This is a genomic window from Halobacillus sp. ABH2_015, assembly GCF_056158945.1.
This window is the reverse complement of the sequence record NZ_JBSWUG010000002.1, coordinates 594287-617657: the sequence shown is the minus strand read 5'-3', so window position 1 is coordinate 617657 and position 23371 is coordinate 594287. Positions and strand designations below refer to the sequence as shown.

31 protein-coding genes are annotated in these 23371 nt (G+C 47.3%); 12 read left to right on the top strand and 19 right to left on the bottom strand.

The genetic code is table 11. The annotated features are described in order from the left end of the window. Window positions 1–13: 13 nt before the first annotated feature. The 6 genes from ACXAD6_RS03065 to ACXAD6_RS03040 form a co-directional block, all read right to left on the bottom strand. Window positions 14–1105: a metal ABC transporter solute-binding protein, Zn/Mn family gene (locus ACXAD6_RS03065; protein ID WP_474967594.1), complete on the bottom strand. Its 1092-nt coding sequence runs from the start codon at window positions 1103–1105 to the stop codon at window positions 14–16. Window positions 1106–1232: 127 nt separating this feature from the next. Beyond that, the gene (locus ACXAD6_RS03060) at window positions 1233–1643 is read right to left on the bottom strand and encodes a Fur family transcriptional regulator (protein WP_474967593.1); all 411 of its coding nucleotides are present in this window, start codon (window positions 1641–1643) and stop codon (window positions 1233–1235) included. Beyond that, window positions 1640–2497, bottom strand: coding sequence for a metal ABC transporter permease (locus ACXAD6_RS03055; RefSeq protein WP_027956156.1), 858 nt, complete (start codon window positions 2495–2497; stop codon window positions 1640–1642). The genes ACXAD6_RS03060 and ACXAD6_RS03055 overlap by 4 nt, the downstream gene beginning before the upstream one ends. Before the next feature lie 14 nt (window positions 2498–2511). Next, window positions 2512–3276 carry a metal ABC transporter ATP-binding protein gene (locus tag ACXAD6_RS03050; protein ID WP_027956157.1) on the bottom strand — a complete coding sequence of 255 codons (765 nt, stop codon included), beginning with the start codon at window positions 3274–3276 and terminating at the stop codon, window positions 2512–2514. A 152-nt stretch (window positions 3277–3428) separates the two neighbouring features. After that, on the bottom strand, window positions 3429–4121 hold the full coding sequence (locus ACXAD6_RS03045) for an amino acid ABC transporter permease (protein ID WP_474967592.1): 693 nt from the start codon (window positions 4119–4121) through the stop codon (window positions 3429–3431). Window positions 4122–4131: 10 nt separating this feature from the next. Beyond that, entirely contained in the window at window positions 4132–5013 is an 882-nt protein-coding gene (locus tag ACXAD6_RS03040) for a transporter substrate-binding domain-containing protein (protein WP_474967591.1), read from the bottom strand. Between the two features lie 297 nt (window positions 5014–5310). Here ACXAD6_RS03040 and ACXAD6_RS03035 point away from each other — a divergent pair, with 297 nt between their 5' ends. Continuing rightward, window positions 5311–7164, top strand: a complete 1854-nt coding sequence (locus ACXAD6_RS03035; protein WP_474970353.1) for a heavy metal translocating P-type ATPase — start codon at window positions 5311–5313, stop codon at window positions 7162–7164. A gap of 202 nt (window positions 7165–7366) precedes the next feature. Here ACXAD6_RS03035 and ACXAD6_RS03030 read toward each other — a convergent pair whose 3' ends face one another. From ACXAD6_RS03030 to ACXAD6_RS03020, 3 genes are read right to left on the bottom strand one after another with little or no spacing between them, the layout of a single operon-like run. Beyond that, the gene (locus tag ACXAD6_RS03030; RefSeq protein ID WP_474967590.1) at window positions 7367–8197 is read right to left on the bottom strand and encodes a YihY/virulence factor BrkB family protein; all 831 of its coding nucleotides are present in this window, start codon (window positions 8195–8197) and stop codon (window positions 7367–7369) included. 21 nt (window positions 8198–8218) lie between these two features. Next, window positions 8219–8545 carry a hypothetical protein gene (locus tag ACXAD6_RS03025; RefSeq protein WP_027956162.1) on the bottom strand — a complete coding sequence of 109 codons (327 nt, stop codon included), beginning with the start codon at window positions 8543–8545 and terminating at the stop codon, window positions 8219–8221. Between the two features lie 12 nt (window positions 8546–8557). After that, the gene (locus tag ACXAD6_RS03020) at window positions 8558–9025 is read right to left on the bottom strand and encodes a low molecular weight protein-tyrosine-phosphatase (protein WP_474967589.1); all 468 of its coding nucleotides are present in this window, start codon (window positions 9023–9025) and stop codon (window positions 8558–8560) included. A 220-nt stretch (window positions 9026–9245) separates the two neighbouring features. Here ACXAD6_RS03020 and ACXAD6_RS03015 point away from each other — a divergent pair, with 220 nt between their 5' ends. After that, window positions 9246–10637 carry an alanine/glycine:cation symporter family protein gene (locus ACXAD6_RS03015; RefSeq protein WP_474967588.1) on the top strand — a complete coding sequence of 464 codons (1392 nt, stop codon included), beginning with the start codon at window positions 9246–9248 and terminating at the stop codon, window positions 10635–10637. Between the two features lie 68 nt (window positions 10638–10705). Here the strand turns inward: ACXAD6_RS03015 and ACXAD6_RS03010 are convergent, their stop codons facing one another. The 5 genes from ACXAD6_RS03010 to ACXAD6_RS02990 form a co-directional block, all read right to left on the bottom strand. Further along, window positions 10706–11371, bottom strand: coding sequence for an SOS response-associated peptidase (locus ACXAD6_RS03010; RefSeq protein ID WP_474967587.1), 666 nt, complete (start codon window positions 11369–11371; stop codon window positions 10706–10708). Window positions 11372–11457: 86 nt separating this feature from the next. Further along, window positions 11458–11829, bottom strand: coding sequence for a DnaJ family domain-containing protein (locus tag ACXAD6_RS03005; protein WP_474967586.1), 372 nt, complete (start codon window positions 11827–11829; stop codon window positions 11458–11460). Between the two features lie 2 nt (window positions 11830–11831). Further along, the gene (locus ACXAD6_RS03000; RefSeq protein WP_474967585.1) at window positions 11832–12299 is read right to left on the bottom strand and encodes a nucleoside deaminase; all 468 of its coding nucleotides are present in this window, start codon (window positions 12297–12299) and stop codon (window positions 11832–11834) included. Between the two features lie 10 nt (window positions 12300–12309). Then, a complete protein-coding gene (locus tag ACXAD6_RS02995) occupies window positions 12310–12945 on the bottom strand; it encodes an MOSC domain-containing protein (protein ID WP_474967584.1) in 636 nt (211 codons plus the stop codon). After that, on the bottom strand, window positions 12935–13678 hold the full coding sequence (locus ACXAD6_RS02990; RefSeq protein WP_474967583.1) for a YkgJ family cysteine cluster protein: 744 nt from the start codon (window positions 13676–13678) through the stop codon (window positions 12935–12937). Before ACXAD6_RS02990 ends, ACXAD6_RS02995 begins: the two co-directional genes overlap by 11 nt. A gap of 160 nt (window positions 13679–13838) precedes the next feature. Between ACXAD6_RS02990 and mreBH the strand changes: the two genes are divergently transcribed. The 4 genes from mreBH to ACXAD6_RS02970 all read left to right on the top strand — a co-directional run bounded on the left by mreBH (window position 13839) and on the right by ACXAD6_RS02970 (window position 16969). Then, window positions 13839–14846 (top strand): rod-share determining protein MreBH, encoded by a 1008-nt coding sequence (mreBH, locus tag ACXAD6_RS02985; protein WP_027956173.1) that lies wholly within the window; start codon window positions 13839–13841, stop codon window positions 14844–14846. Between the two features lie 493 nt (window positions 14847–15339). Then, window positions 15340–15645 (top strand): hypothetical protein, encoded by a 306-nt coding sequence (locus ACXAD6_RS02980; RefSeq protein WP_474967582.1) that lies wholly within the window; start codon window positions 15340–15342, stop codon window positions 15643–15645. Window positions 15646–15661: 16 nt separating this feature from the next. Then, entirely contained in the window at window positions 15662–16030 is a 369-nt protein-coding gene (locus ACXAD6_RS02975; protein WP_206934166.1) for a DUF1428 family protein, read from the top strand. An 18-nt stretch (window positions 16031–16048) separates the two neighbouring features. After that, window positions 16049–16969, top strand: coding sequence for a ketopantoate reductase family protein (locus ACXAD6_RS02970; RefSeq protein WP_474967581.1), 921 nt, complete (start codon window positions 16049–16051; stop codon window positions 16967–16969). Between the two features lie 43 nt (window positions 16970–17012). Here the strand turns inward: ACXAD6_RS02970 and ACXAD6_RS02965 are convergent, their stop codons facing one another. After that, complete coding sequence (locus ACXAD6_RS02965; RefSeq protein WP_474967580.1) at window positions 17013–17588, bottom strand: M15 family metallopeptidase; 576 nt, start codon at window positions 17586–17588, stop codon at window positions 17013–17015. 184 nt (window positions 17589–17772) lie between these two features. Between ACXAD6_RS02965 and ACXAD6_RS02960 the strand changes: the two genes are divergently transcribed. From ACXAD6_RS02960 to ACXAD6_RS02950, 3 genes are all read left to right on the top strand, one after another. Next, window positions 17773–18408 (top strand): hypothetical protein, encoded by a 636-nt coding sequence (locus ACXAD6_RS02960; protein WP_474967579.1) that lies wholly within the window; start codon window positions 17773–17775, stop codon window positions 18406–18408. 266 nt (window positions 18409–18674) lie between these two features. Further along, complete coding sequence (locus tag ACXAD6_RS02955; protein ID WP_474967578.1) at window positions 18675–18890, top strand: hypothetical protein; 216 nt, start codon at window positions 18675–18677, stop codon at window positions 18888–18890. Window positions 18891–19393: 503 nt separating this feature from the next. After that, window positions 19394–19789: a hypothetical protein gene (locus ACXAD6_RS02950; RefSeq protein WP_474967577.1), complete on the top strand. Its 396-nt coding sequence runs from the start codon at window positions 19394–19396 to the stop codon at window positions 19787–19789. A 216-nt stretch (window positions 19790–20005) separates the two neighbouring features. Here ACXAD6_RS02950 and ACXAD6_RS02945 read toward each other — a convergent pair whose 3' ends face one another. Then, window positions 20006–20176: a hypothetical protein gene (locus ACXAD6_RS02945; protein ID WP_474967576.1), complete on the bottom strand. Its 171-nt coding sequence runs from the start codon at window positions 20174–20176 to the stop codon at window positions 20006–20008. 22 nt (window positions 20177–20198) lie between these two features. Here ACXAD6_RS02945 and ACXAD6_RS02940 point away from each other — a divergent pair, with 22 nt between their 5' ends. Next, entirely contained in the window at window positions 20199–20324 is a 126-nt protein-coding gene (locus ACXAD6_RS02940; protein ID WP_474967575.1) for a hypothetical protein, read from the top strand. Between the two features lie 112 nt (window positions 20325–20436). Here ACXAD6_RS02940 and ACXAD6_RS02935 read toward each other — a convergent pair whose 3' ends face one another. The 3 genes from ACXAD6_RS02935 to ACXAD6_RS02925 all read right to left on the bottom strand — a co-directional run bounded on the left by ACXAD6_RS02935 (window position 20437) and on the right by ACXAD6_RS02925 (window position 21476). Beyond that, window positions 20437–20631, bottom strand: coding sequence for a YwbE family protein (locus ACXAD6_RS02935; RefSeq protein WP_474967574.1), 195 nt, complete (start codon window positions 20629–20631; stop codon window positions 20437–20439). Between the two features lie 100 nt (window positions 20632–20731). Continuing rightward, window positions 20732–20944 (bottom strand): DUF2188 domain-containing protein, encoded by a 213-nt coding sequence (locus ACXAD6_RS02930; protein ID WP_474967573.1) that lies wholly within the window; start codon window positions 20942–20944, stop codon window positions 20732–20734. Between the two features lie 73 nt (window positions 20945–21017). Next, window positions 21018–21476, bottom strand: a complete 459-nt coding sequence (locus ACXAD6_RS02925) for a DUF2188 domain-containing protein (RefSeq protein ID WP_474967572.1) — start codon at window positions 21474–21476, stop codon at window positions 21018–21020. 171 nt (window positions 21477–21647) lie between these two features. Between ACXAD6_RS02925 and pxpB the strand changes: the two genes are divergently transcribed. Both pxpB and ACXAD6_RS02915 read left to right on the top strand, forming a co-directional pair. Next, entirely contained in the window at window positions 21648–22367 is a 720-nt protein-coding gene (gene pxpB, locus ACXAD6_RS02920; protein WP_474967571.1) for a 5-oxoprolinase subunit PxpB, read from the top strand. Then, window positions 22364–23365, top strand: a complete 1002-nt coding sequence (locus ACXAD6_RS02915; protein WP_474967570.1) for a 5-oxoprolinase subunit C family protein — start codon at window positions 22364–22366, stop codon at window positions 23363–23365. The genes pxpB and ACXAD6_RS02915 overlap by 4 nt, the downstream gene beginning before the upstream one ends. Window positions 23366–23371: the final 6 nt, after the last annotated feature.

Here is a 23371-nt window from a genome sequence, read left to right as displayed (position 1 = left end):
GCTGCCTGTTTGTTTATTCTGCGAGTGCTTTATAAAGCACTTCCAGATTTTGTTCCATCAAGGAGAAGTAATCTTCTCCATTCTCTACATCTTCTTCCGTCAACACAGCAAGATTATGGAACTGTAGAGGCTCTGCACCGATTTCATCCTGAATGACTTTTGATACTTTAGGAGTGACATTTTGTTCAAAAATCACGTAGCGGAGCTCCTCTTCCTCTGCCAGTTCAATGATTTCCTCCAAGTCTTTCTGGGAAGGTTCATTCGTCGGACTCAGTCCGGACACTGCAATCTGGTCGATGCCGTAAGCTTCCTCCCAGTAGCCGTAGGCCGCATGAGAAACGATGATTTTGTCTTTCGGCTGTGATTCCACTTGTTTATGAAACTGCTCGTCCAACGCTGTAAGTTTTCCTTTTAAGGCCTCGAAGTTTTCTTCATACAGGTCTTCCTTTTCAGGATTCAACTCAATAAGCTGCTCTTTAATACCTTCAGCGAGTTCAATGGATCGAACCGGGTCGAGCCAGACGTGCGGATCATTCTCCCCATGATCATGTCCTTCGTGGCTGTCTTCATGCTCCGCGTGCTCTTCCTCTGTTTCGCCCTCATGACTGTGTTCATGCCCGGCATGCTCTTCTTCTGTTTCTCCCTCATGGTTGTGGTCATGCTCAGCATGTTCTTCCGCTGTCTCACCTTCATGGCTGTCTTCCGCTCCATGATCATGAACACGCTCTTGCAGGTCCATATCGCCGGCCGCTTCCAACACGGTTGTCCCCTCAGGTTTCAAAGCTTCAGAGATTTTCTGGGCGTACCCTTCAAGGCCTGCTCCGTTGTAAACGAACAAATCGGCCCCGGCCATATCCACCATTTCTTTTGTTGTAGGTTCGTACGTGTGCGCGTCAGACCCTGGCGGAAGGATCGTTTCCACATCTACCGTGTCTCCCCCGATTTCACTGGTGAAAAATTGAAGCGGGTAAACTGTTGTATACACCTTGAGAGTGTCCCCGCTCTCTTCTCCTTCCTTCCCATCCCCTGAAGTTTCTTCACTTCCACAGGCACTGAGAAGAAAAATTGCTGTTAATAAAAACGATAATATACCAAATTTCTTCATATGATTTCGTCCTCTCCAAATGGTTCTGCCCAAATCTTAGCGTAATCATTACGGTTTGTAAACAGTAACCATTACCTTTTAATCAATAAAGGAAAGGATGCCTGTGAAGACACCCTTTCCCATCTGTTTAATGACACCGCGGACATTTGCCATAAATTTCAAACTTATGGTTTTCAATATCATAGCCTTTCAAATTCTCATGCACGTTTTCCATCGGACAAAAGGCGATGGATTTAGTTTTTCCACAGTCTGTGCAGATGAAATGATGATGGTGGCCGTCCGTATCACAGCTGAGGCGGAAATGCTTTTCGCCCCCCAGTTCTGTCGACTCCAGAATATCAACCTCCGTCAGCATATAAAGGTTCCGATAGATCGTATCATAACTGACGCTCGGGAAATATCCCTGAAATTCCTTAAGAATTTCCTTAGCCGCAATATACTGGTCCTGACCAGAAAAAATCTTCAGCATACGTTCGCGCTGCTTGGTTCGCTTATATCCCTTTTCCTTCAATCTCTGCAATGCTGTTTCCACATTCATGAAGCCTCACCCTTTATCCATTGCTGGTTTCTAACATTTTTATAAATAATAGACATTACCAGAATCAAGATGGCCATGACGACAATCGTTCCACCCGGAGGTACGCTCAGGTGGTAGGAGGAGTACAGCCCGACCATGACAGAGACTTCCCCAAACGCGATGGAAAGCCCGATCGTCTGCTTAAAGCTTGTGGCAATCCGGAGTGCGGAAGCCACAGGCAGCGTCATCAGCGCTGATACGAGCAGAATGCCGACGACCTGCATGGCGGAAGCAATCACAAGCGCCACCATAACAATAAATAATAAATGAATCCAACGGCCGTTCACCCCTGATACCGACGCATGTTCCTCATCAAACGATAGAACGAACAATTCCTTATAAAAGAAAATAACGATAAAAATAACGATCACGGTTACCAATAATACCGTCCACATACTGTCGCGGCTTACAGCTGTAACACTTCCGAACAAGTAACTGAACAAGTCCGTATTAAATCCGTCCGCCAGGGAAATCAAAATGACACCAAGTCCAATCCCTCCGGATAAAATAATAGGGATCGCCAGTTCTTCGTAGTGTTTATATACTTTTCTCAACCGTTCAATCAAAATGGCACCGGCTACAGAAAACGCCATGCCCATATAAACCGGGTTCCAGTCATCGATGGATGATACTCTCTTTTCCAATAGAAGACTGGCCGCAATCCCTGTCAGTGTGATGTGGGACAAGGCGTCAGCAATCAACGATAAGCGTCGTACGACTATGAACACTCCAAGGAGAGGAGCGACAATGCCAATCAAAAGACCTGTAATCGCTGCATTCTGTAAAAACTCAAATTGCATAAAACTTTCAAGCACGCTCTTTTTCCTCCTTAGTGACTGTGATTGTGAGTCAGCTGCTGAACGGCGTATCCATAAAGCTGATTCAAATCCTCTTCACTGAATTCCTTGTATTCCTCCGACTGTCCATGGAAATGGACCGTCTTGTTCATGCACACCACATGGGTGGCATGGTCTGTAATCGTTCCAATATCATGGCTGATCATCAGCAGCGTAATGCCCCGCTCCTTGTTCAATCTGCCGAGCAGGTCATAAAATTCGGTGACATGCTTAGCATCGACTCCGACGGTGGGCTCGTCCAGAATCATCAATGATGGATCACTGACAAGAGCTCTTGCTATGAACACACGCTGCTGCTGACCGCCGGAAAGATCACCAATGCCGGCATGCGCGTATTCTTCCATCTCCACTGTGCGCAGAGCATCCATCGCTTTCTCTTTATGTTTTTTATTGAAAAATTTAAACGTGCCTATCCTCGATACGAGACCGGTCTTTACAACCTCCAGAACTGTTGCGGGGAATCCGGAATTGAAACTGTTCGCCTTTTGGGAGACAAAACCGATTTCCTGCCAGTCTTTATACTGTTTCAGTGGTCTGCCGAACAACTGGATCGTTCCTTTATCAGGCTTCTCGAGTCCGAGCATCAATTTAATGAGTGTCGACTTCCCTGATCCGTTAGGCCCCACCAGTCCAAGGAACTGACCTGATTTAATCTCAAGATCTACATCCTGAACGACCGTTTCTCTCTCATATTTAAAGGAGACATTGTCCAACTTTACAATGGTTTGTTCACTCATGGTCCATCCCTCTCAAGATAATAATCATTACGATTTAAAATTCTTTCCCTATCATATAGGAGGTTGCCTGAGGAATCAAGAGAGAAGTACCCTATTTTTCTTTATGTAAAGCAAAAGACCAGGACAGGGAACCCTGCACTGGTCTTTGAATATTATAAATACCGATTGTTTCTTCTTTCCAGATAATCCTGCAGTGCTGAGAAAATCATCGTCAGCGGCCAGTAGATCAATGCTGCTGTAATATACATGGTCATGGAATCCACTGTCCGTCCTGCTGCAATCTGTGCTTTATTCAAAATTTCCGGAACGGAGATCATGGCTGCAAGTGAGGTGGCCTTCAACAAATCAAGAAACACATTTCCTAATGGTGGAATGGCGATCCTCGTCGCCTGCGGCATAATAATCCTGCGTATCGTCTGCCAGTACGTAAATCCAAGAGCACGGGCGGACTCCCACTGCCCGTTGGACACACTGTTTAAGGAAGCCCGGTTGATTTCAGCAATATAAGCAGCACTGTTGGTTCCGAATCCGATAATGGCAGCCGTCGTTGCCGGCAGTTTCAATCCTACAACCGGCAGTCCGAAATAAAGGACAAATAAATAAACGAGGATAGGCGTTCCTCTCATGAAGGAAATATAAAACCTCGCCGGCCATCGGAGCCAGATACGACTGGACCCACGTGCCAATGCCAGGAAAAAACCAAGAATGAGACCGATGGCCATTCCAATGACTGCTACTAATAAAGTAAGAGGCACACCTTCCAGGATAAAAGGAAGGTTGGACCAGGCCCGCTCTGCATTAAAGAGCTTCTCGACTTGTATTTCGTTTACTTCAATGCCAAACATTTCCTAACCCTTATAAATCCAGGCCTTCGATTTCGCGGATATCCTCTTCCGGTTCCTTCGAAGCATCCTGGCCGCCGAAGAACTCTTCGGACAATTCTGTTAATGTTCCATCTTCCTTCATTTCAGCCAGTACGGCATCCATTTCCTCTTTCATTGTTTCTGCTTCTTTCGGCATCACAATAGCTGAGTTCGTCGGATGGAATTTCAAATCTGGATGAAGCTGAACTTCAATATCTGTTAAAGCCTGCAGGGCCAGGGACTGTAAATAGTAGTCATTGATAATGAAGTCTGTGTTTCCATTCTCCACATCACGAAGGTAGACATCATTGGTGACATTTCCGTATGTTTTCGTATCCGCACCGAAATGTTCCGCAATCTGGGAGAATACCGTTGTCGCTCCACCACCATGGGTCTTGCCTTCAAGGTCCTCCAGTTTTTCAATGCCGGACAAATCAGACTCCCGCACAATCATCGTGGAATAGGAGTATTTGTAAGGTTCACTGAACGTAAATTGTTTTTGGCGCTCCTTCGTAACTTCCATATCATTAATAACGGCATCAATCCGGCCGCTGTTAATCGCAGAAAGCAGTCCATCGACACCATATTCCTCAAATTTCAATTCAAGACCAAGGCGGTCGGCGACTTCGCGCATGATCTCCACATCATACCCGGTCATTTCATCGGAGCCTTCCGGGTAGTAGGAAGCCGGGAAAAGTGTGCCGGATGTCCCGACGACGATTTCTCCTTCTTCCTGAATTTCACTCCACTTACTGTCAGAAGCTTCTTCGCTTCCATTATTTGAACCACTGTCCCCTGTGTCTTCACTTGATCCACAAGCAGCCACAATCACAGCCAGCAGTAACATGCTCATAAGTATAAAAGCTTTGCGCATCGTTCTTTCCACCCTCCATTTTTATTCGTGTCACCTGTTTAATATAGCAACTTGACACCTGTCAAATCAACTGTGCTGTCCATTTTTATCGGCTGGGAAATTTTTTGTGGACTTTTCCGTCCAGTGTGCTATGATAATACCATACTCAGATTATAATGATTATAAAATAATAAATCTTATAATTAATTGTGAATGAATTTCATTTTCAATTATGTAAAAGGAGCTGAGAATCAAGTGAATGAAACCCGCACGTTTCCTTACCCGAAACATTGGAAGGAACTGAAATTCCCAGGACATATGAAAGAGCACGCCGAACTGATTGCCGCTCTTGTCAGTGGTATGCTTCTGCTTTCTGCCTGGATAGGAGAAAACTACTGGTCTCCCCCTGTGTACATCACTTTGTACCTTTCCGCCTTTATCATTGGTGGATTTGCCAAGGCGAAAGAGGGATTAGAAGAAACGCTGGAAGACCGGTCATTGAATGTAGAGCTGCTGATGATCCTGGCCGCTGTTGGATCGGCCTCCATCGGTTACTGGACTGAAGGAGCCATCCTGATTTTCATTTTTTCTTTAAGCGGAGCTATGGAAACCTATACGATGAATAAGAGCCATAAGGAAATCTCCTCCCTCATGAACCTGCAGCCGGAGCAGGCGCTGCTTGTTACAAATGGACATCAACAATGGGTGCCTGTAGAACGATTAACCGTCGGAGATGTCATTCGTGTGAAGCCAGGGGAACGTGTTCCGGCTGACGGAGTCATTTCTGAAGGAACATCCACTTTGGATGAAAGCACGATCACAGGAGAGTCCATGCCTGCTTCCAAGGGAATGGATCACGAGGTCTTTGCAGGTACGATGAATATCGATGGAAGCCTGCTTGTAGAAGTGACAAAAGAGTCAAAGGAAACCTTATTCCAGAAAATCATTACCATGGTTCAAAACGCACAAAGCGAAAAATCGCCTTCCCAGCTGTTTATCGAACGGTTTGAAAGCACGTATGTCAAAGCTGTGCTTGGAGCAGTAGCTGTCATGATGTTTCTGCCGCACTTCTTATTTGGATGGACCTGGATGGAAACTTTGTACAGGGCGATGATTCTGCTTGTGGTCGCCTCCCCATGCGCACTGGTCGCCTCTATTATGCCGGCCACCCTTTCAGCTATTACCAATGGGGCACGTCAGGGGATACTATTCAAAGGCGGCGTCCACCTTGAACACTTGTCTTCCATCAAAGCTTTCGCCTTTGATAAAACCGGGACCCTCACAAAAGGGCAGCCGGTCGTAACGGATTTCGTCACCACGGACAAAGAGGCCGCTGATGACCTGTTATCTGTGGCAGCATCCATTGAGCAGCAATCCAACCATCCTCTCGCAAAAGCCGTCGTGACCTTTGCCGCCGGGCAGAAAGTTCCTTTTGTAAACGTTGAGGACGTAAAAAATCACAGCGGTAACGGTGTAAGCGGCTGGTACAAAGGTGAGGAATGGGCGATTGGAAAAGCCGATTTCATTGGACGGGACGACTGCTCCAGTTTTGAGGGAGGATTGTTTTCCACATTAGCTGCTGAAGGGAAGACCGTCATCTTCGTAAAACGGAACGGGCTCGTTTCGGCCCTTCTTGCCTTGAAGGATACGGTAAGAGAGGATACGAAACGGGCGGTACAGATACTGAAGGATCAGGGGATTTATACAATTATGCTGACTGGAGATAATGCTGCCACAGCGGAGGCCATTGCTCGAGAAGCAGGACTGGACCAATACATTTCCGAATGTCTTCCTGATCAAAAGCTGGAGGAAATCAAGCGGTTGAAACAGCACTTCCCTCACGTCGCTATGGTCGGAGACGGCATTAATGATGCTCCGGCACTGGCAGAGGCTGATGTAGGAGTTGCTATGGGAGAAGGTACAGATGTCGCCTTAGAGACAGCTGATGTTGTCCTTATGAAAAATGATCTTCCGAAAATCGCGCGTGCCATGGAACTTTCCAAACGCATGAACCGGATTATTAAACAGAACGTCATTTTTTCTATCACCGTCATTATGCTGCTGATCATGAGTAACTTTCTCCAGTGGCTGGATCTTCCGCTTGGCGTCATCGGCCATGAAGGAAGCACGATTCTTGTCATCCTGAACGGACTCCGCCTCTTGAAAAATTAAAAATGTAAACAGCCAGCGCTGTTCCTGGAGGCATTACAGCCGAACGCTCCTCTTCATATCCATGCTCCTTTTCTGACTGGATCATTTACAAAAGATAAGAGCTGCGAGCGTTTTATACGGCCCTGAAACGAAACGATGATAAGACAAATTCAGCAGAATGCCTGTAAAAAAAGCTGTCGGGTGTAACCCCGACAGCTTCTTTTCATCCCCATGTATCTTCTGTCCTGCGGTGGTAGGCCATGGCATTGATCTCACCACCGAGAATAATGACGATCCCGGAAAGATAAAGCCAGATCATCAGGACGATCACCCCTCCAAGACTTCCATACATCGCTGAGAAGTTTCCCAGATTGCTCACATAAAAGGAGAACAACAGCGATACAAGCTGCCAGCTGATGGTAGCAAAAACGGCTCCTCCTACGGTATCCCTGTATTTCAACCGCTTATTCGGGGCCGTTACATAAAGGAAGGAAAGAACGACATAGAAAATGACCGAGGAAATGACCCAGCGCAGTCCATTCCATAAGCCGATAAAGCTTTCGGATAAACCGAAATAAGAAAACAAATGAACTCCGATGGCCTGCCCCGCTACCGGAAGCAGAAAAGCGATCCCGATGACAACGACCATAGCGATGGTCAAGACGATGGCGATCATTCTTGAAACGATAAAGGACCGGCTCTCCTTCACGCTGTGGGCTCTGTTAAAGGCACGCATAATCGCATTGACTCCGTTCGATGCAGCCCAAAGTGTTCCTATCAGCCCAATGGATAACAGGCTTCCGTTTTCATCTGAAAACAGGGAGGTGACGTTTTCCGTAATGATCTCGAACGTATCTGCAGGAGCATACGCACTTACGAATGTGAGAACGCGCTGTTCATCAATATGTAGATACCCTAGAAGCGTGAGCAGGAATATCATAAATGGAAATAATGATAACAGAAAGAAGTAGGCAAGCTGGGCAGCCATGCCGCCTACATCATCCTCCCCGAACCGGGTGAAAAGTTCCCGGAAGAAATTCTTGATGACTTTCATGATATTCCATCACTCCTGAAATCAGGAAGCGTTGTCGGAATTGTCCGCAGCTCTCAACTGGTCGTTGACCTCCTGATTGATTTCCCCTACTTTATTTAGCATACTCTCTGCCTTGTCTAATAATTCAAGAAGATCTTCGACTCCTTTGTTCAACTGCTTGGAAAACGATTCATAGCTTACCCGCAGAGAGTGAACAGCTTCTGACGGACTTGCAGCAATCTGACGGCACTTGGATCCGGCGGCTTTCGATTTCCGGCCAACCATTGTGCGTGTATCTTTATCAATCAAGGCAGCTGCAGCACCTGCCGCAGCACCGATCAGAATTCCCTTCCATAATGTCTGTCCCATGTTTCTTCCTCCTCAAAGTTTATATTCTTTTTTTATCGAGGCCAGCAGTTCGGCACATCCCTGCTGGACAAGGTCATAAACGTAATCGAAATTCCCTGTGTAGTACGGGTCGGGCACTTCATCCACATCCAACTGCGGAAGATAGTCCATCAGCTTGGTCACAGTGACTCCATCTTTCTGCCGGATGCTGTGAAGATCCTGAAGATTTTTCTGGTCCATGGCAACAAGGTAGTCGAACTCATCCCAGTCCGTTTCCCTGACCTGACGAGCGGTCATGCCTTCATAGGAGACATTATTCCTATCTAAAATGTCCTGTGTTCCCTCATGAGGCTGTGACCCCGTATGCCAATGACCGGTCCCTGCGGAATCTACAGATATCCGATCGCTGAGGTTTTCTTTTTCCACCAGGTTCCTGAAGACCGCTTCAGCCATCGGCGACCTGCAGATGTTGCCGAGACAAACAAATAAAACTCGTATCATGTTGGTTCCTCCATCATAGTATTTCTAACTGTACTAATTCTATAAGGTGACACATAATCCTGCCTGGTGCAACTATTCTTCCATTTAATTCCCTTTACGTCTCTCCCTGAACCGCTTTTCGACACCATTTTATAAAAAGAGGTTGACAGACGCTCTGAATTTTCGGAATATTTTATACATGGAATGTTTTTATCTTTTTTTATCTTTAAGGGGGATGACAATGGGAGAACAGAGTGCACTTCATAGTTTTTTAAGTGAACTGAGTGGTCTGGTCTGGGGCCCCGTCCTGCTGATTCTGCTGGTAGGTACAGGGGTTTATTTGACTTTACGACTCGGTTTTCTCCAGTTTAAAACACTGCCTTATGCACTGAGGCTCGCTTTTAAACCGGACAAAAAGAAAAAGCCGGGTGAAAAAGGGGATATTTCCCACTATCAGGCTTTGACGACCGCGCTTGCGGCAACCATCGGTACCGGGAACATCGCCGGGGTGGCGACAGCAGTCGTGCTTGGCGGACCGGGAGCCGTTTTCTGGATGTGGATTACAGCGGTCTTCGGAATGGCGACGAAATACGCGGAAGCCGTCCTTGCCGTTAAATATCGAATTGAAGGAAAAGACGGACAGATGTCCGGCGGCCCCATGTACTATCTGTCCCGCGGCTTAAAAACCAAATGGCTCGGAAAACCGCTCGGCATTTTATTTGCCCTCTTCGGGGCCGTCGCTGCATTTGGAATCGGAAATATGGTGCAGTCCAACTCCGTTTCAGACGTTGTTGAGGGGACCTTCAACATCTCTCCATGGGTGACGGGAATTGTACTGACGCTTCTCGCGGGACTGGTTCTCCTCGGGGGAATCAAGAGTATTGGTCGTGTCACAGCCTTGTTCGTCCCAGTTATGGCCGTTTTTTATGTAATTGGGGCCTTAATTATTCTTGTGCTTAATGCCGATTTGATCCTGCCGGCCTTTGGGACCATCTTCTCGGATGCCTTCACAGCTAACGCCGTGGGCGGCGGTATTCTCGGAAGCGTGATCCGTTACGGGGTTGCCCGGGGCGTATTCTCCAATGAAGCCGGACTTGGATCCGCACCCATTGCAGCCGCTGCAGCAAGAACCGACTATGCCGGACGTCAGGCGCTCGTATCAATGACCCAGGTCTTTATTGACACCATTATCGTTTGTACAATGACTGGGCTGACCATCGTCATGGCCGGTCAGTACCAGGGCGGACTTGACGGCGCGGATCTGACCTCTGCATCCTTTGAGCTTTTCCTGGGTGAATTCGGGGCTTATGTTGTTACCATCGGTTTGATTTTCTTTGCTTTCTCCACGATCGTGGGCTGGTCCTATTACGGAGAAAAATGCTTCGGTTATTTAACAAACCAGCGCTTCATCGGTTTGTACAAAATTGTATTTGTAGCGTTTGTTCTCGTGGGATCCGTTTCTCAGCTGAGCACCGTATGGGTCTTCGCTGATGTAATGAACGGATTAATGGCCTTCCCGAACTTGATCGGCCTGCTCCTGTTATCCGGGGTCGTAGCGGCCGAGACGAACAAGTTCCTGAAAGTAGCGAAACAGGAAAAACAGCAGGAGAAAGAACAACGCCAGGTCGGATAATGCCGTCTGCGTACAGTCACCCTTTCTCAACAACTTGAAGCCCGAAGCAGATCCTGCTTCGGGCTGTTTTATGTCAGCGGCCGTATGCACGCCTCGTCTTCATTTTTGGCTGAATTCACATGTGTACTGACTTCATACATCGATAAATCATCCATCGTAAGCTGATCCAGGTATTCTTTCGCCTGATGTGCCTCCCACTGCACAGGTGTAATCCACCCGTCCTGCTGGTCCTGTGGAAGAATGACCGGCATGCGGTCGTGCACAGGAGCCACGTCCTCATTTGCTTCCTGAGTCAGTATGGTACACGTATAGAGGGGGTCACCGCCGCCTTTCCATTGATCCCATAAGCCGGCAAAAGCAAACAGCGTCCTGTCTTCTGGTTGAATCCGAAGCGGCTGCTTCCCACTCCCGGTTTTTTTCCATTCATAAAAGCTGTCCGCTATAATCAAGCATCGCTTCCTGCTCATCAGCTTCCGGTAACTCGGCTTCTCATGAGCGGTTTCGCTTCTGGCATTGATCATCTTATAGCCGATTTTCGGGTCTTTCGACCAGGATGGAACAAGCCCCCACTTCATGAAACCGGCCCGCTTTTCTCTGCCGTCATGAATCACAGCCAGTACCTGCTGTCCTGGGGCGATATTGTATCTTGGCTCATAACCATGAATCGGTTGGGAAATGCCGAACTCTCTAAGGACCTCCGCTTCTTCAGCTAAAAGTGTATACCTTCCACACATCGGGCATCCTCCTTTTTTCCAGTATAAAGGTTTCCCGATCCTTCAATACCCAGCCTGTTCGTGCTGCATCATGGAAAACTATTGAATTAAAATCCGAATTTATTGTCGATTTTCCGTTGATACTTCTGAAAAGCGGAGGATTCACTCCATTTTCGCTTTTCCATGAGAATGTCGAACCGGATCTGCTTTTCAGTGATCTTCTTTTTGTAGTGCGCCGATAACTGAGGGTCTTTGATTTCCGCGAGAATATCCTCAAGCTCACTGATTTCCTTTTTGAGCACCATTTCCTCCGGCAGCATGTTGGCATTTTTCAAGATCCGATAGCTGTTCCTTACTTCCTCCGGGAGGTGTGCGAATTCGTCTTTGGGAAGGGGTTTCCCGTGACCGGGCAGATGATCGAAATCCCCATCTTTCAAGGCCTGCTTGATTTTCTCTTCAACAAGATGTGCATAATCCACCGTCAACGCCCCTGTTCCACTGATTTTTCCGCATACAGCCGCATCGCATTCATCTCCTGGTCTTCTACCGGCTCGTATGCATAGGTGATCCTCCTCGATTCCTTCGGCTGGGCGATCTGGGCATAGACTTCACCAGAAAGAGAAAGACCAGCCTCTGCCGCTTCTTCCACAGATTGAGAATAGACGACCGTCTGAATACCGGAAAAATAAATGGCCGTCAGACACATCGAACAAGGTTCACCACTGGCATAAAGGACACAATCACTTAAATCGACCGAACCTCTTTGCTGCTGGGCCCGTCTTATCGCCAGCATTTCAGCATGGCCGCTCACATCAGGATGTTTGTGTAGTTCATTGCCCCCTTCGGCTATTACCTCCCCGGCAGAAACCAGAACAGCTCCAAAGGGATGACCGCCCGCTTCTACATTTTCACAGGCGAGTTCCAGTGCACGTTTGGAAAATGAATTCATAGCGTTCCTCCTAAAGACGTTTTTTCACAGACTCTTTCAACCCTTCTGCAAGAGGTTCAAGATGGATGACCTTTTCTAGAAGCTCTTTATTATCCCTGTCGTGGTAGCGAAGCTGATTCACATCATCCACCGTCACCCCGGCAGGATGAGCTTCAACAAGGCTGAGGTAATCCCCGGCCTGCACGGTTCCTTCTTTTAACACCCTCAAGTAAAAGCCGGTAAACCCTTCTTTCATGACCTGGGCGGGGAAATCATCAATTCCATGGGTACGGGCGATGATATAACAAGGTTTGCGCGGCTCAGAGATTTGAAGAAGAGCTTCCCCCATCTGGAAGATGTCTCCAATATGAACCTCTTCCTCCGACACGCCTTCCACGGTTATATTTTCACCAAAAGAAGGGAAAGCAAACGACTGACCATAGTGCTCTTCCCAATGTCTGTAATGCTGGGCGGGATAAAGACAGACCGCCTTATCTCTCCCTCCATGGTTCTTTTTATCAGCCTGCTCGTCCCCTTCAAAGTTCCAATACGATAAAAAAGCTGGTGTGGATACCGGCTTTTTTCGATACGCACTCTCTAATTCACCTTTATTCGTCTCATACGTTTCCGGCCGGCCGACATTTAAAGATAAGAGCTTATACTTCATAAAACTCCCCTTCCCTGTACTTTTGGATCCACGCCGGCAGGTAATCGTACTGCCACGCATCCATCGGGTAATCAACAAACACATCCTCACCGTTTTCATAGAGCGCCTGAATCAGTTCATTCATACTGGTGAAATAAAAGGAATACAAAAACTCATAACTGAACGGCTCCTTCGGCATATCATGATCAGCGCACACCTGGGGGTCGCTGTAATTCAAGTACGTACGGCACGGAATCGGACGTACTTCATAAGCCATACAAAGCTGGGTTTCCGGATCAAGCATCGGACAAGGCAGATTCAAACGCTTGTAGGCCAGTTTCGTATCCGGGTCTTCATAATCCATAGCGAGGGCTTCCTGAAGCTTTTTCTCCTGGGCAGGGAAGTAACTCTCCCAATGGTCAAATATCCTTTGTCTGCGCTCAGCAGAAAACTGCTCAATGGACCGGAAAAGCAGCTTCGCTTCCAATTTCGTCAGGACAATTGGAAAATAACAGCAGAACGCACACCCCATAAAACAATTCGGTTTCATCGAAGCGAAATCCTCCATACGCTCAATTTCATGGTCCACTTCAGATAAAAGCCGTTCAAATCCTTCGATAATCACAGCCTCTGTCTCTTTTTCACTATCAAGCAGATCATCTACAATCTGGTCAAAAAATCCCGGGTCCACTTCGTACGATTGGTTGATACGCTCTGACTTTTTAATAATATCTTCATGTTTCAAAAATCTCATTTTCAAACTCCTCTATCTATCCATAGTCTTATTATACATGTCACAGAGACTTTCCTACTATAAGCAGAGTCCACGAATTTCCTGTTGTTCAACCCCCATAAAACTCCTATGATATGAGAAGACATATAAGAGAATCTGTCATCTTTGGAGGTACGTCTAAATGTTATCAAATGCTGAAATCGGTATCGACCTCGGTACTGCAAACATACTTATCTATTCCAAGTCTAAAGGAATTCTGCTGAACGAGCCATCTGTCGTTGCTTACAATACTGAAACCAAGAACGTTGTTGCTGTCGGAAAAGAAGCGAAAGAAATGGTAGGAAAGACCCCTCGGAACATCATTCCTGTCCGCCCGCTTCGCGACGGTGTTATTGCCGACTATGACATGACGGCACAAATGTTGAAAGAGCTGTTGAAAAAAGTTTCCAAAAAATCAGGAATATCTATGCGCAAACCAACAGTCGTTATCTGTACGCCATCCGGATCCACGTCTGTGGAACGCCGTGCCATTCACAATGCTGTCAAAAGCTACGGCGCCAAGCATGTGCACCTGATCGAAGAGCCGATTGCCGCAGCGATTGGCGCGGACCTGCCCGTAGATGAACCGATTGCAAACGTTGTCGTCGACATTGGCGGTGGAACGAGTGAGGTTGCGATTATTTCCTTCGGCGGCGTCGTTTCCTGCAAATCCATCCGTACAGGTGGAGATGTGATGGATGAGGAAATCATCCAATACGTACGCAAAGCCTACAATGTCCTGATCGGTGAACGGACCGCAGAACAGATTAAAATGGAAATCGGCTATGCCTTGATCGATCATCCGGAAGAAACGATGGAAGTCCGCGGCCGCGACATGGTCACAGGGCTGCCGAAAACCATCGAATTGAAATCAACGGAAATCCAGCAGGCTCTGAAAGAATCGCTCGATCAGCTTCTGGAAACCATCCGCGCCACCCTCGAAGAATGTCCGCCGGAATTGAGCGGCGACATTGTCGATCACGGTGTCATCCTTACAGGAGGCGGATCGCTCCTGAACGGCATGCAGGAATGGCTGTCCAACGAAATTTCCGTTCCCGTACACATGGCCCCAAGCCCGCTCGAATCCGTAGCCATCGGAACCGGCCGCTCCCTCAAAATGATCCAGAAACTACAAAAAGCCAGTAAGTAATTCAGAAATGCGGAAGTGCCCTGGTAGTCCCGACAAGCATAAGACAAGCAGCGCAGTGGAGTGATCTTCCTCCACGGAGGTGATTGACTTATGACCTCGAGGGACTGGGCACTGCAGCTGGACATCGCAGAAATGCGGAGCCACCCCGATAGACTCGACATGGATAAGACAAGCCCTGCAGTGAAGTGATCTTTCTTCACGTAAGGGATTGACTTATGTCACGAGAGTCTGGGTGGCAAAGCTGGACATCGCAGAAATGCGGAGCCATCCCATTCAAAACCCTATATCCCGAGAGCGGGAACCTGCCAAGCCTTCCGATCAAACCCCGGGAGGCTTGGTTTTTATCCGCGTAATTAAAGGACTCTCCCCCGTTCATGTCGAAATAAGGCAGTAAGGAATATCCGTTACTTTTCACTTTCCATGAATTGAAAGGTTTTAAAATTTCCTATAAGGTTAAAAAAGTGGATAGAACATGTGAAAAGGAGACTAACGAATGAAACTATCAACAATATTAAAATGGGTGACCGGAGGATGTGAGGCACTTCTTGCTATTCCATTCATCGGGGGATTATTTGTAGTCGGAAGCGGATGGAACGCCCTTCTCTTTATGTTTGTGGCGCACTTGATTACTCTGATCTTTGCCGTACGGGACAATCGGACTTATGCAGGCAGTGTACTCGGGTTAATCACAAGTGCCCTTGCGTGGATTCCTGTTCTCGGCTGGATCCTGCACTCCGTTACCGCCATTTTCCTATTAATAGACGCCGGACGAGCGACCAGTTTAGATAAAAAAGCATAACTAAAGGGGGCATTCAATGTTTACTATTATTTGTTTTTTCAGAGTCGAACAGCGAAATATAGACAAGTTTTTGAAAATCACCAAAAAGTCTGGAGAAATCCTTGAAAATCACGGGACCCTTGAGCACAACATTTATTTTGCCCGCGAGTTAACAGGACGACAAGGTTCCATGGGGCTGCTGAACCTGGTGGAAATGGAAGAGAATGAGGAACTATTCCTCGGCCAATCGGTTTTTGAAAGTGAAGAGCACTATCATAATGTTATGAAAGAAGTCGGTTTTGATGATATGATCCACTATCTGGATGGGAACATCAAGGATATTGTAGAAATGAACCGTGTCGTTACATCAAGCTTTACAACAGAACGCGTTGCAGAAACCAATTAATCACGGAGGTGCAGATCGATGAGAATCGTTGTATTAGGTGCAGGTGCTCTCGGCGCCTATTTTGGGGCGCGCTGGGAGGAAGCTGGTCATGAAGTGATCAACCTCGTCCGGGAAGGCCGTGCAGAACAGCTGGAGAAGAATGGTTTGCAAATACATAGCGAAATGGGCAGCTATGAGTCGGACACTCCCATCATCGCCAGAAGTCCAGAGGAAATCCACGAGCCTGATTTGGTGTTTCTTGCGGTTAAAGGATATCACCTCCACGGGACGATGGACTGGCTGAAGGCCCTTGTCCAAAAAGGAGCCAAAGTATTTCCAGTCCTCAATGGTATGGAACACATCAGCATCCTCCAGAAAGAGCTGGGGGAAGAAGCAGTCCTCGGCGGGCTTTCTTATATCATAGCCACCCTGGATGATGCCGGACATGTCGTCCATACAAGTGAATTCCATGATTTAGTATTCGGTCCTCTTCATCCATCCCAGCAGGCCGTCTGTGAAGAGCTGGCTCTTGCCTGCAATCAGGCAAATATGACCGGGACATTAAGTCCGAACATCCTTGAGGATATGTGGAAAAAGTACATGTTCATTACAGCTTTTTCAGGAATTACAACGGCTGTCAATCAACCCATCGGTGTTGTCCGCAGCTTTCCACAAACCCTGCGTATTGCCGAGCGTATGCTTTCAGAGATGAAAGAACTGGCAAATGCCCATAAAATTAACCTGACAGAGGAACACGTTCAAAATGGCTTCGAAAAACTGCGCAGCCTTGGAGAAGATATGACGTCTTCCATGCACCAGGACCGCAGGAAAGGCCTGCCTTTGGAAGTAGAGCACCTGCACGGAGGCGCACTGCGTCTCGGCAGTGAAGTCAATCTGTCCCTCCCCTGCATCGAAACGGTTTTCGGAATGATCAAACCCTATGAAACGTTCCAGCAATAACAAATACCGCAGCGGACACCTGCCAGGTGCCTGCTGCGGTATTTTATTTCGCATAATCTTGGACTTCCGGACGCTTGCCGTACTGAAGCTCCCGGATGGACAACCCAAAATCCATCTGCAGGTGAGGATAATCCTTGAAGTTTTCCCAGTCCCCTCCCCACGTGAATCCAAGATCCTTAGCTATATCTACAACTTCCATCCAATCCGATTCCCCGTTGTCATTTCCGTCATAATTCATATCCCAGACGACACGCCCGTCTTTCGTTTCAATGGCAAAGTCGATGGCAAGACCGTAATTATGATAAGATTCCCCGCCTTCTGCATAGGTTACAATTCTGCCATCTTCGGACCTTCCCTGCTCATAGAGAGCATCCTGCTCCCCGACTGAGCGGTGACCATCTGTAATGACGACAGCAATCCCTTTCTCTTCGGCATGGTTGACAAGTTTCCCTTTATTCTCCTGAACAGCAGGATGAAGGGTGTCAGGAATTGGCACATCCTCTTTCTTCAAAAAGGAAGGCCCCGCTTCATTTTCAATATATGGAATCACATAAAAGAACAATAGACCGATTCCGATGATCCCAATAAGGAACTTCAGAAAGTTTACTAGAATCCGCACACATGTCTCTCCTCTTTCTCTTTAACTAGAGAATACCACAAACCCTTCCCCACCGAAACGAATCACACTCTGCCAATGTTTTGCATAAACAAAGCAGACGAAGACAGGAAAAACTCTTTTCGAATTTATGAGGAGCAATGATATAATAACAGGAGATTCGACACAGGCCGGGAGAAGGATGTACATGAAACGACTACTAAGAAAACCAAAGCGCACACTCTATGAATTGTTGATGGTCGGCCTTGCCGCTCTGTCCATTGCCACCATATGGCAGCAGACAGGCTACAACAGTGTCATAGTCTGGTCCACGTGGTCGATTTTTTTCCTCGACTTTCTTTATCGTTTGATAACCAGTGAAAAGAAGTGGGAGTTCATCAAGAAAAACCCCTTCATCGTTATAGCGGCTGTTCCTCTGGATGCAGTCTTCCAAGTGGCGCGGGTCGCCCGGATTCTCCACCTGCTCCGCCTGAAATCCATGACAAAGTACTATACCATGCCTTTTATCCGCTTTCTAAAGCGCCAGCATCTTTCAGGAGTCCTTGGAATCACCTTCCTTCTTATCTTCCTGCTGATTATCCCTCTAAACTTGTACGAACAGGAGCTGGAAACCTACGCAGATGCGATGCAGAGCGCTGTCCTCTCCCTCACTTTTTTCGGAAAATCCGGATTTGAACCAGAGACAGCTGCCGGTCATATCATCATTGTCATCTTCACCATCCTCGGCGTCATCATTCACGGATTAATCATCAGCACCGCTGTCGATTACATCATGCAGATTCCATTTATCCAAAACATCAAACAGAAGTTCACCAGCAAATAAACCGTGGGCACCCGCTCGTTCCTGTCCGCGGGCATTTGCCGTCTATGGCACGATCCACATAAACAGCTTGCGTCGGACAGGCACAACTTCATTAAACCTCTATCTAAAAAGGGAAGGTCTTCTATTTCACAGGAGAGCTTCCCTTTTTGTCCTTCAAAGCGGAAAATCTACAAGTTGAAGAGTCCAGTGTGTCATAGGCGTTTAAGGAATGGTAGAAAAAGGAATAGATAAGCAGAATACAATCATCGATGGAGGTGGACAGCTGTATGGCTGAAAAGAACAAAAAACAGAACAACCGTCTGGCAGAGGATGATCAAAGCTTCAAGGAAAAGCTGGAGAAAGAAAAATTGCTGGATAATGTCCCCGACGAAGAAATGCGTCAAAAACTCGCTCACGACGAAAAGAAACACAAAAAAACCAAGAACGATTCACTTACGGAAGAAGAATTTGATGAGGACATGAAGCCTGATCAGAAGGACTAGGTTTATTTTTCAATAAGCTGGGGAAAGCTTATCTATGTACCGACGCCGCCGTTCAATCGTAAATCAATTAAACATCATGGTAGACGATACTCAAAACGATATTTGACATACATTAACTTCTAATCTATACTAGGTATTGATGCTCGTTAAAGAGCAATTCGGAAAAAGAAAGAGTGATTTGTATGAGACTGGCATTCTGCTACGTTTTGATACGACTTAATCACACTGGATCAGCTTCGGAGCTGTAAGGATGCAATAGAGGTAGGGATTGCGTCGTTTAAGTTGCTTAAAAACTACCATGTAGAATTAAACAACCGCGGCAATACCGTGGATCAATCTATCCACGAAGACTTGTTTATCTAACACAAGGTGAAAAACTTCAGATATTTTCCGAAAGTACAAAAGCGCACCGAGGGTATTCCCCGGTGCGCTTTTTCCATAGGAGTGACGTTTAACCCTTTTCTCTCATGGTAATATAGCCATAGAGGGAAGGAGTTTTGATGATGACCGACTACTTAAGCCGTATAGAGCCTGAAGAAGTACGCTTCTTTATGGATGTTACAGAATTCAAATCGATCGTTTTGGAAATGCTCGGTGAAGCACGGCACGTCGTGCAGGTGGAAGTGAGCTATGAGATTGTAGAAAATCCCGGCGCATATTCTTTGATTCGTCCCATGATCCAATTGACGGAAATCAGCCGCTTTACAGAAGAAGACCGGCATAAAGTCTTACAATCCGGTTTCTCCATTGATCGTGAGCCTTTTGTTAACGGGGACTATGCGATGGAACAAATTTTCGGAACCGAATATACAATCGCTCATGCCGAAGAAGATGATGACGGGGCTTTTTTCACCATAGAAATGCCTTATCGATATTATTCTGCATTGGCAAATCCATAAAAAAAGGTGCCGTCTATAGACGGCACCTTCAGCTTGTATAGAAACCCCCGTTTCTTTACAAGCTTTTTTCTTTCTTACCGCCAGGAGCGAAAGCCCCTTCCCTTTCCGCGGACGAGCGGACGAGCGCCCGAGCTTCCTCGCAACACCCACGCTCGGCGATCTCGGACCACTCGTTCATCCGAAGGAGTGGAAAGGGCACCGCTCCTTGGGAGTTCTTTAACATCGAAAAAGACTGTTCTCCACCCAGCTCGCCCTTGCTGGATGGAGAACAGTCTTTTCCGTATTCCGGCAGGCAGCCATCATCAGCGCCTTTTCTTTCCCATTTTCTTTTCCACGCAACCGGCAATAGCGCAGCCCCTGCCGTTCTTTTGAATCTGCTTCGGGCACACTCTCTCTCCTCTATAACCTAATGTCGGCACGAGGAGCGTTCGGTGGTGATGCCTGCGGGAACAGCACGGACCGAAGATCCACTTGGGCAGGCGATCTTCCTGACCAAGTAAGAGGAGGGCGTGCCCGCGGCTTCATCCACCAATAAGCGGAATGTGACCCTTTACACGACAAATGGACAACTCGAACTGGTTAACACAGGCTTTTTCTACAGCCAAAAGGTGCCGTCTTTAGACGGCACCTTTTGGCTTGTCAGCCTTTTATTCGTGAATATGCTTGACTCTTCCAACCTGTCCATCCTGCAGACGCACTTTAATGCCGTGCGGATGAAACGGAGATTTAGTAAGAATGTCCTTCACTTTCCCTCTTGTCAGCTTTCCTGTCCGCTGATCCTGTTTCAAAACGATATCCACTTCTGCTCCAGTCTGGATATCACTGCGTTTTTCTCCACTCATCGAAATCCTTCCTTCCATCTGACCATTATCCATTTATCTTACCACAGGCCTTGGAAAGAAAACATAGCAAAAGCACCCGGATCCGGGTGCTTTTCACTGATCAGCTGGAATAATTGAATTGATTCTGAATGGTCCCTTTTTCCGTATGAATGATGGCCGACGTCCCTTTGTTCTGGGCAATCTCCTTCGCACGATCGATCGCATCCTGCTTGTTCTCGTAGATTTTCGTCGGTTGTTCGGCTCCTTCTGCTTTGACAGCCCAGCCGTCCTCATGAGGAACAACGTGTTCTGCCTGGTTCTTAGATTCAGCCACAATGAATTCCTCCTTTAACTAATGTATAAAAACAATATCCTGTTTCCACCCATTTTAAACATAAAATTCCATTTTAAAAAGATTGTTTCCTCTGAATGGTCCCGTCCTTCTTATGAATAATCACCTGCGTCCCTTTATTTTCAGCGATTTCTTCTGCCCGGTTGACTGCTTCTTGTTTGGTTTCATAAACATTGGACGGCTTTTCTGCATCCTCCACTTTGACAGCCCAGCCCTGCTTGTGAGAAAGGACATGTTCGCCTTTGTCCATCAATTCCGGACGCGCTTGCGACTCTCCATCCTCTCCCTTTTCTCTGCTCCTCAGTGCCTTGTCACTCATCTGCTTTACTTCTTTCCGTTCTTCCTCGTCCGCATGACTGCTCCATTCCTTCGCCTGTTCAATGGCAATCGGAAGGGCTCTTCCTTCCTCATACCCTTCGTCCAGCATAGCATTGGCGATATCTATGGCCTTTTTCCGGACCGTTGTATCCAAATTCTTCAATGAACTTGGATAATCGTTGTTATCCCACGGCATCCTTGATCCCTCCATTTCCTTGTTTATTCCTTTATTCCCTTCCACCCCTATCCTTTAACCCTTTGCTGTAATGGATTCTTAAATTGAAAGCGGCCTTAAAATAGGCTACGATAAGAGGTAAGGATTTTTTCAGCCTTACGACAAAACTCAAGGAATAAAGGAGGTTATTGTATGGATTGGTCCCTGCATCCCTTAGGTGATCAGGCGGTTTTGATTGAATTCGGAAACGAAATCAGTGAAGAAATCAATCAGACTGTGCAGGCGGCAGCAAGCAGCCTCGACGAATGGCAGCCGGAATGGATGATCGAGTACATTCCCGCTTTTACGACGGTGACACTTTTTTATGATCCTCTTTACATAGCCAATCATAAAACCTCACAGAACCAGCTCCCCTATGATTGGGTTCACCATCAGGTGTCTCAATTTTTGTCCACTTTAACAATCAAGGCATCCGGGGCGGCCCGGACGGTTGAAATCCCTGTCTGTTACGGTGGCGAGCTCGGTCCGGATCTGGCTTATGTGGCTGAGAAGAATGGGTTGACAGAAGAAGAAGTCATTGAAAGACATATGAACGGAGACTACTTGGTTTATATGATCGGTTTTGCACCCGGTTTCCCCTATATCGGCGGTATGGACCCAGCCATTGCAACACCCAGGAGGAAGGATCCTCGTTTGAAGATCCCATCCGGTACGGTCGGGATTGCCGGCGCCCAGACAGGCGTCTACCCTTTGGAAACACCCGGAGGATGGCAGTTGATCGGTCGAACACCATCGAAGATGTTTGATCCATCAAACGAAGAATCTCCCACTCTTCTACAGGCTGGAGACCGGATCCAATTTAAAAGGATTACCCAAAAAGAGTATGAAAACCTGAAGGAGGGCGGAGAATGATACATGTATTGAAACCCGGACTCCTTACGACTATTCAGGACTTTGGCAGGTACGGACATCAAAAGCACGGCGTCATTGCCAGTGGAGTGATGGATCAGGAAGCTTACCGGATTGCCAATCTTCTGGTCGGCAATGAACAGCACGCCCCTGTTCTTGAAGTTACGTTAATGGGTCCTGTACTGGAATTCCAGCAGGACGTCTGCCTGTCCATCTGCGGCGGCGATCTGACTCCAATGGTTAACGGAGAACGTGTAGGGACATGGAAACCTCTTTACATAAAACAAGGCAGTGAACTTCGTTTTGGAAAACCAAAGACCGGATTTCGTGCCTATTTGGCTGTGGCAGGCGGATTTGATATCCCTATTACAATGAACAGCGCGTCGACTTACATCCGCGCCGGCATCGGCGGACATCAAGGACGACCGCTCGAGAAAGGGGATGTTCTTGAACCTTCTCCTTTTTCTCCCTTCTCCAAGCGTGTGATGGAGCAGCTGAAATCAGACGCCGGCGACTCCAGCTTCCACGAGGCTTCCTGGTACGTCGGACATGACTTCAACCACAATGGATATACAAAGGATCCTATCCGGATTATGCCGGGGCGGGAATATGATTGGTTTGATGAAGAAAGCCAGGGCCGCTTGACGAGTGAGACATTCAACATTGACTCCAAATCGGACCGGATGGGCTATCGGTTGACCGGATGCCGGTTATCAGCCGTGGAAGAACGTGACCTTCTCTCAGAGGCTGTAACCTTCGGGACGATCCAGGTTCCGGCCGAGGGAAACCCGATTATTCTTCTCGCAGACCGTCAGACGACCGGCGGCTACCCAAAAATCGCTCAAGTCGCTTCTGTCGACCTTCCAAGGCTGGCGCAGATGCGTCCTGGAGAATCTTTTTCGTTTACGATGATCACCCATGAGGAAGCTCAGCGCTTGTATCTGCAGCAGGAGAAGGATATTAAGCTGTTAGCGCGGGGCATTGAAATGAAATTAAAATAAGGGGGA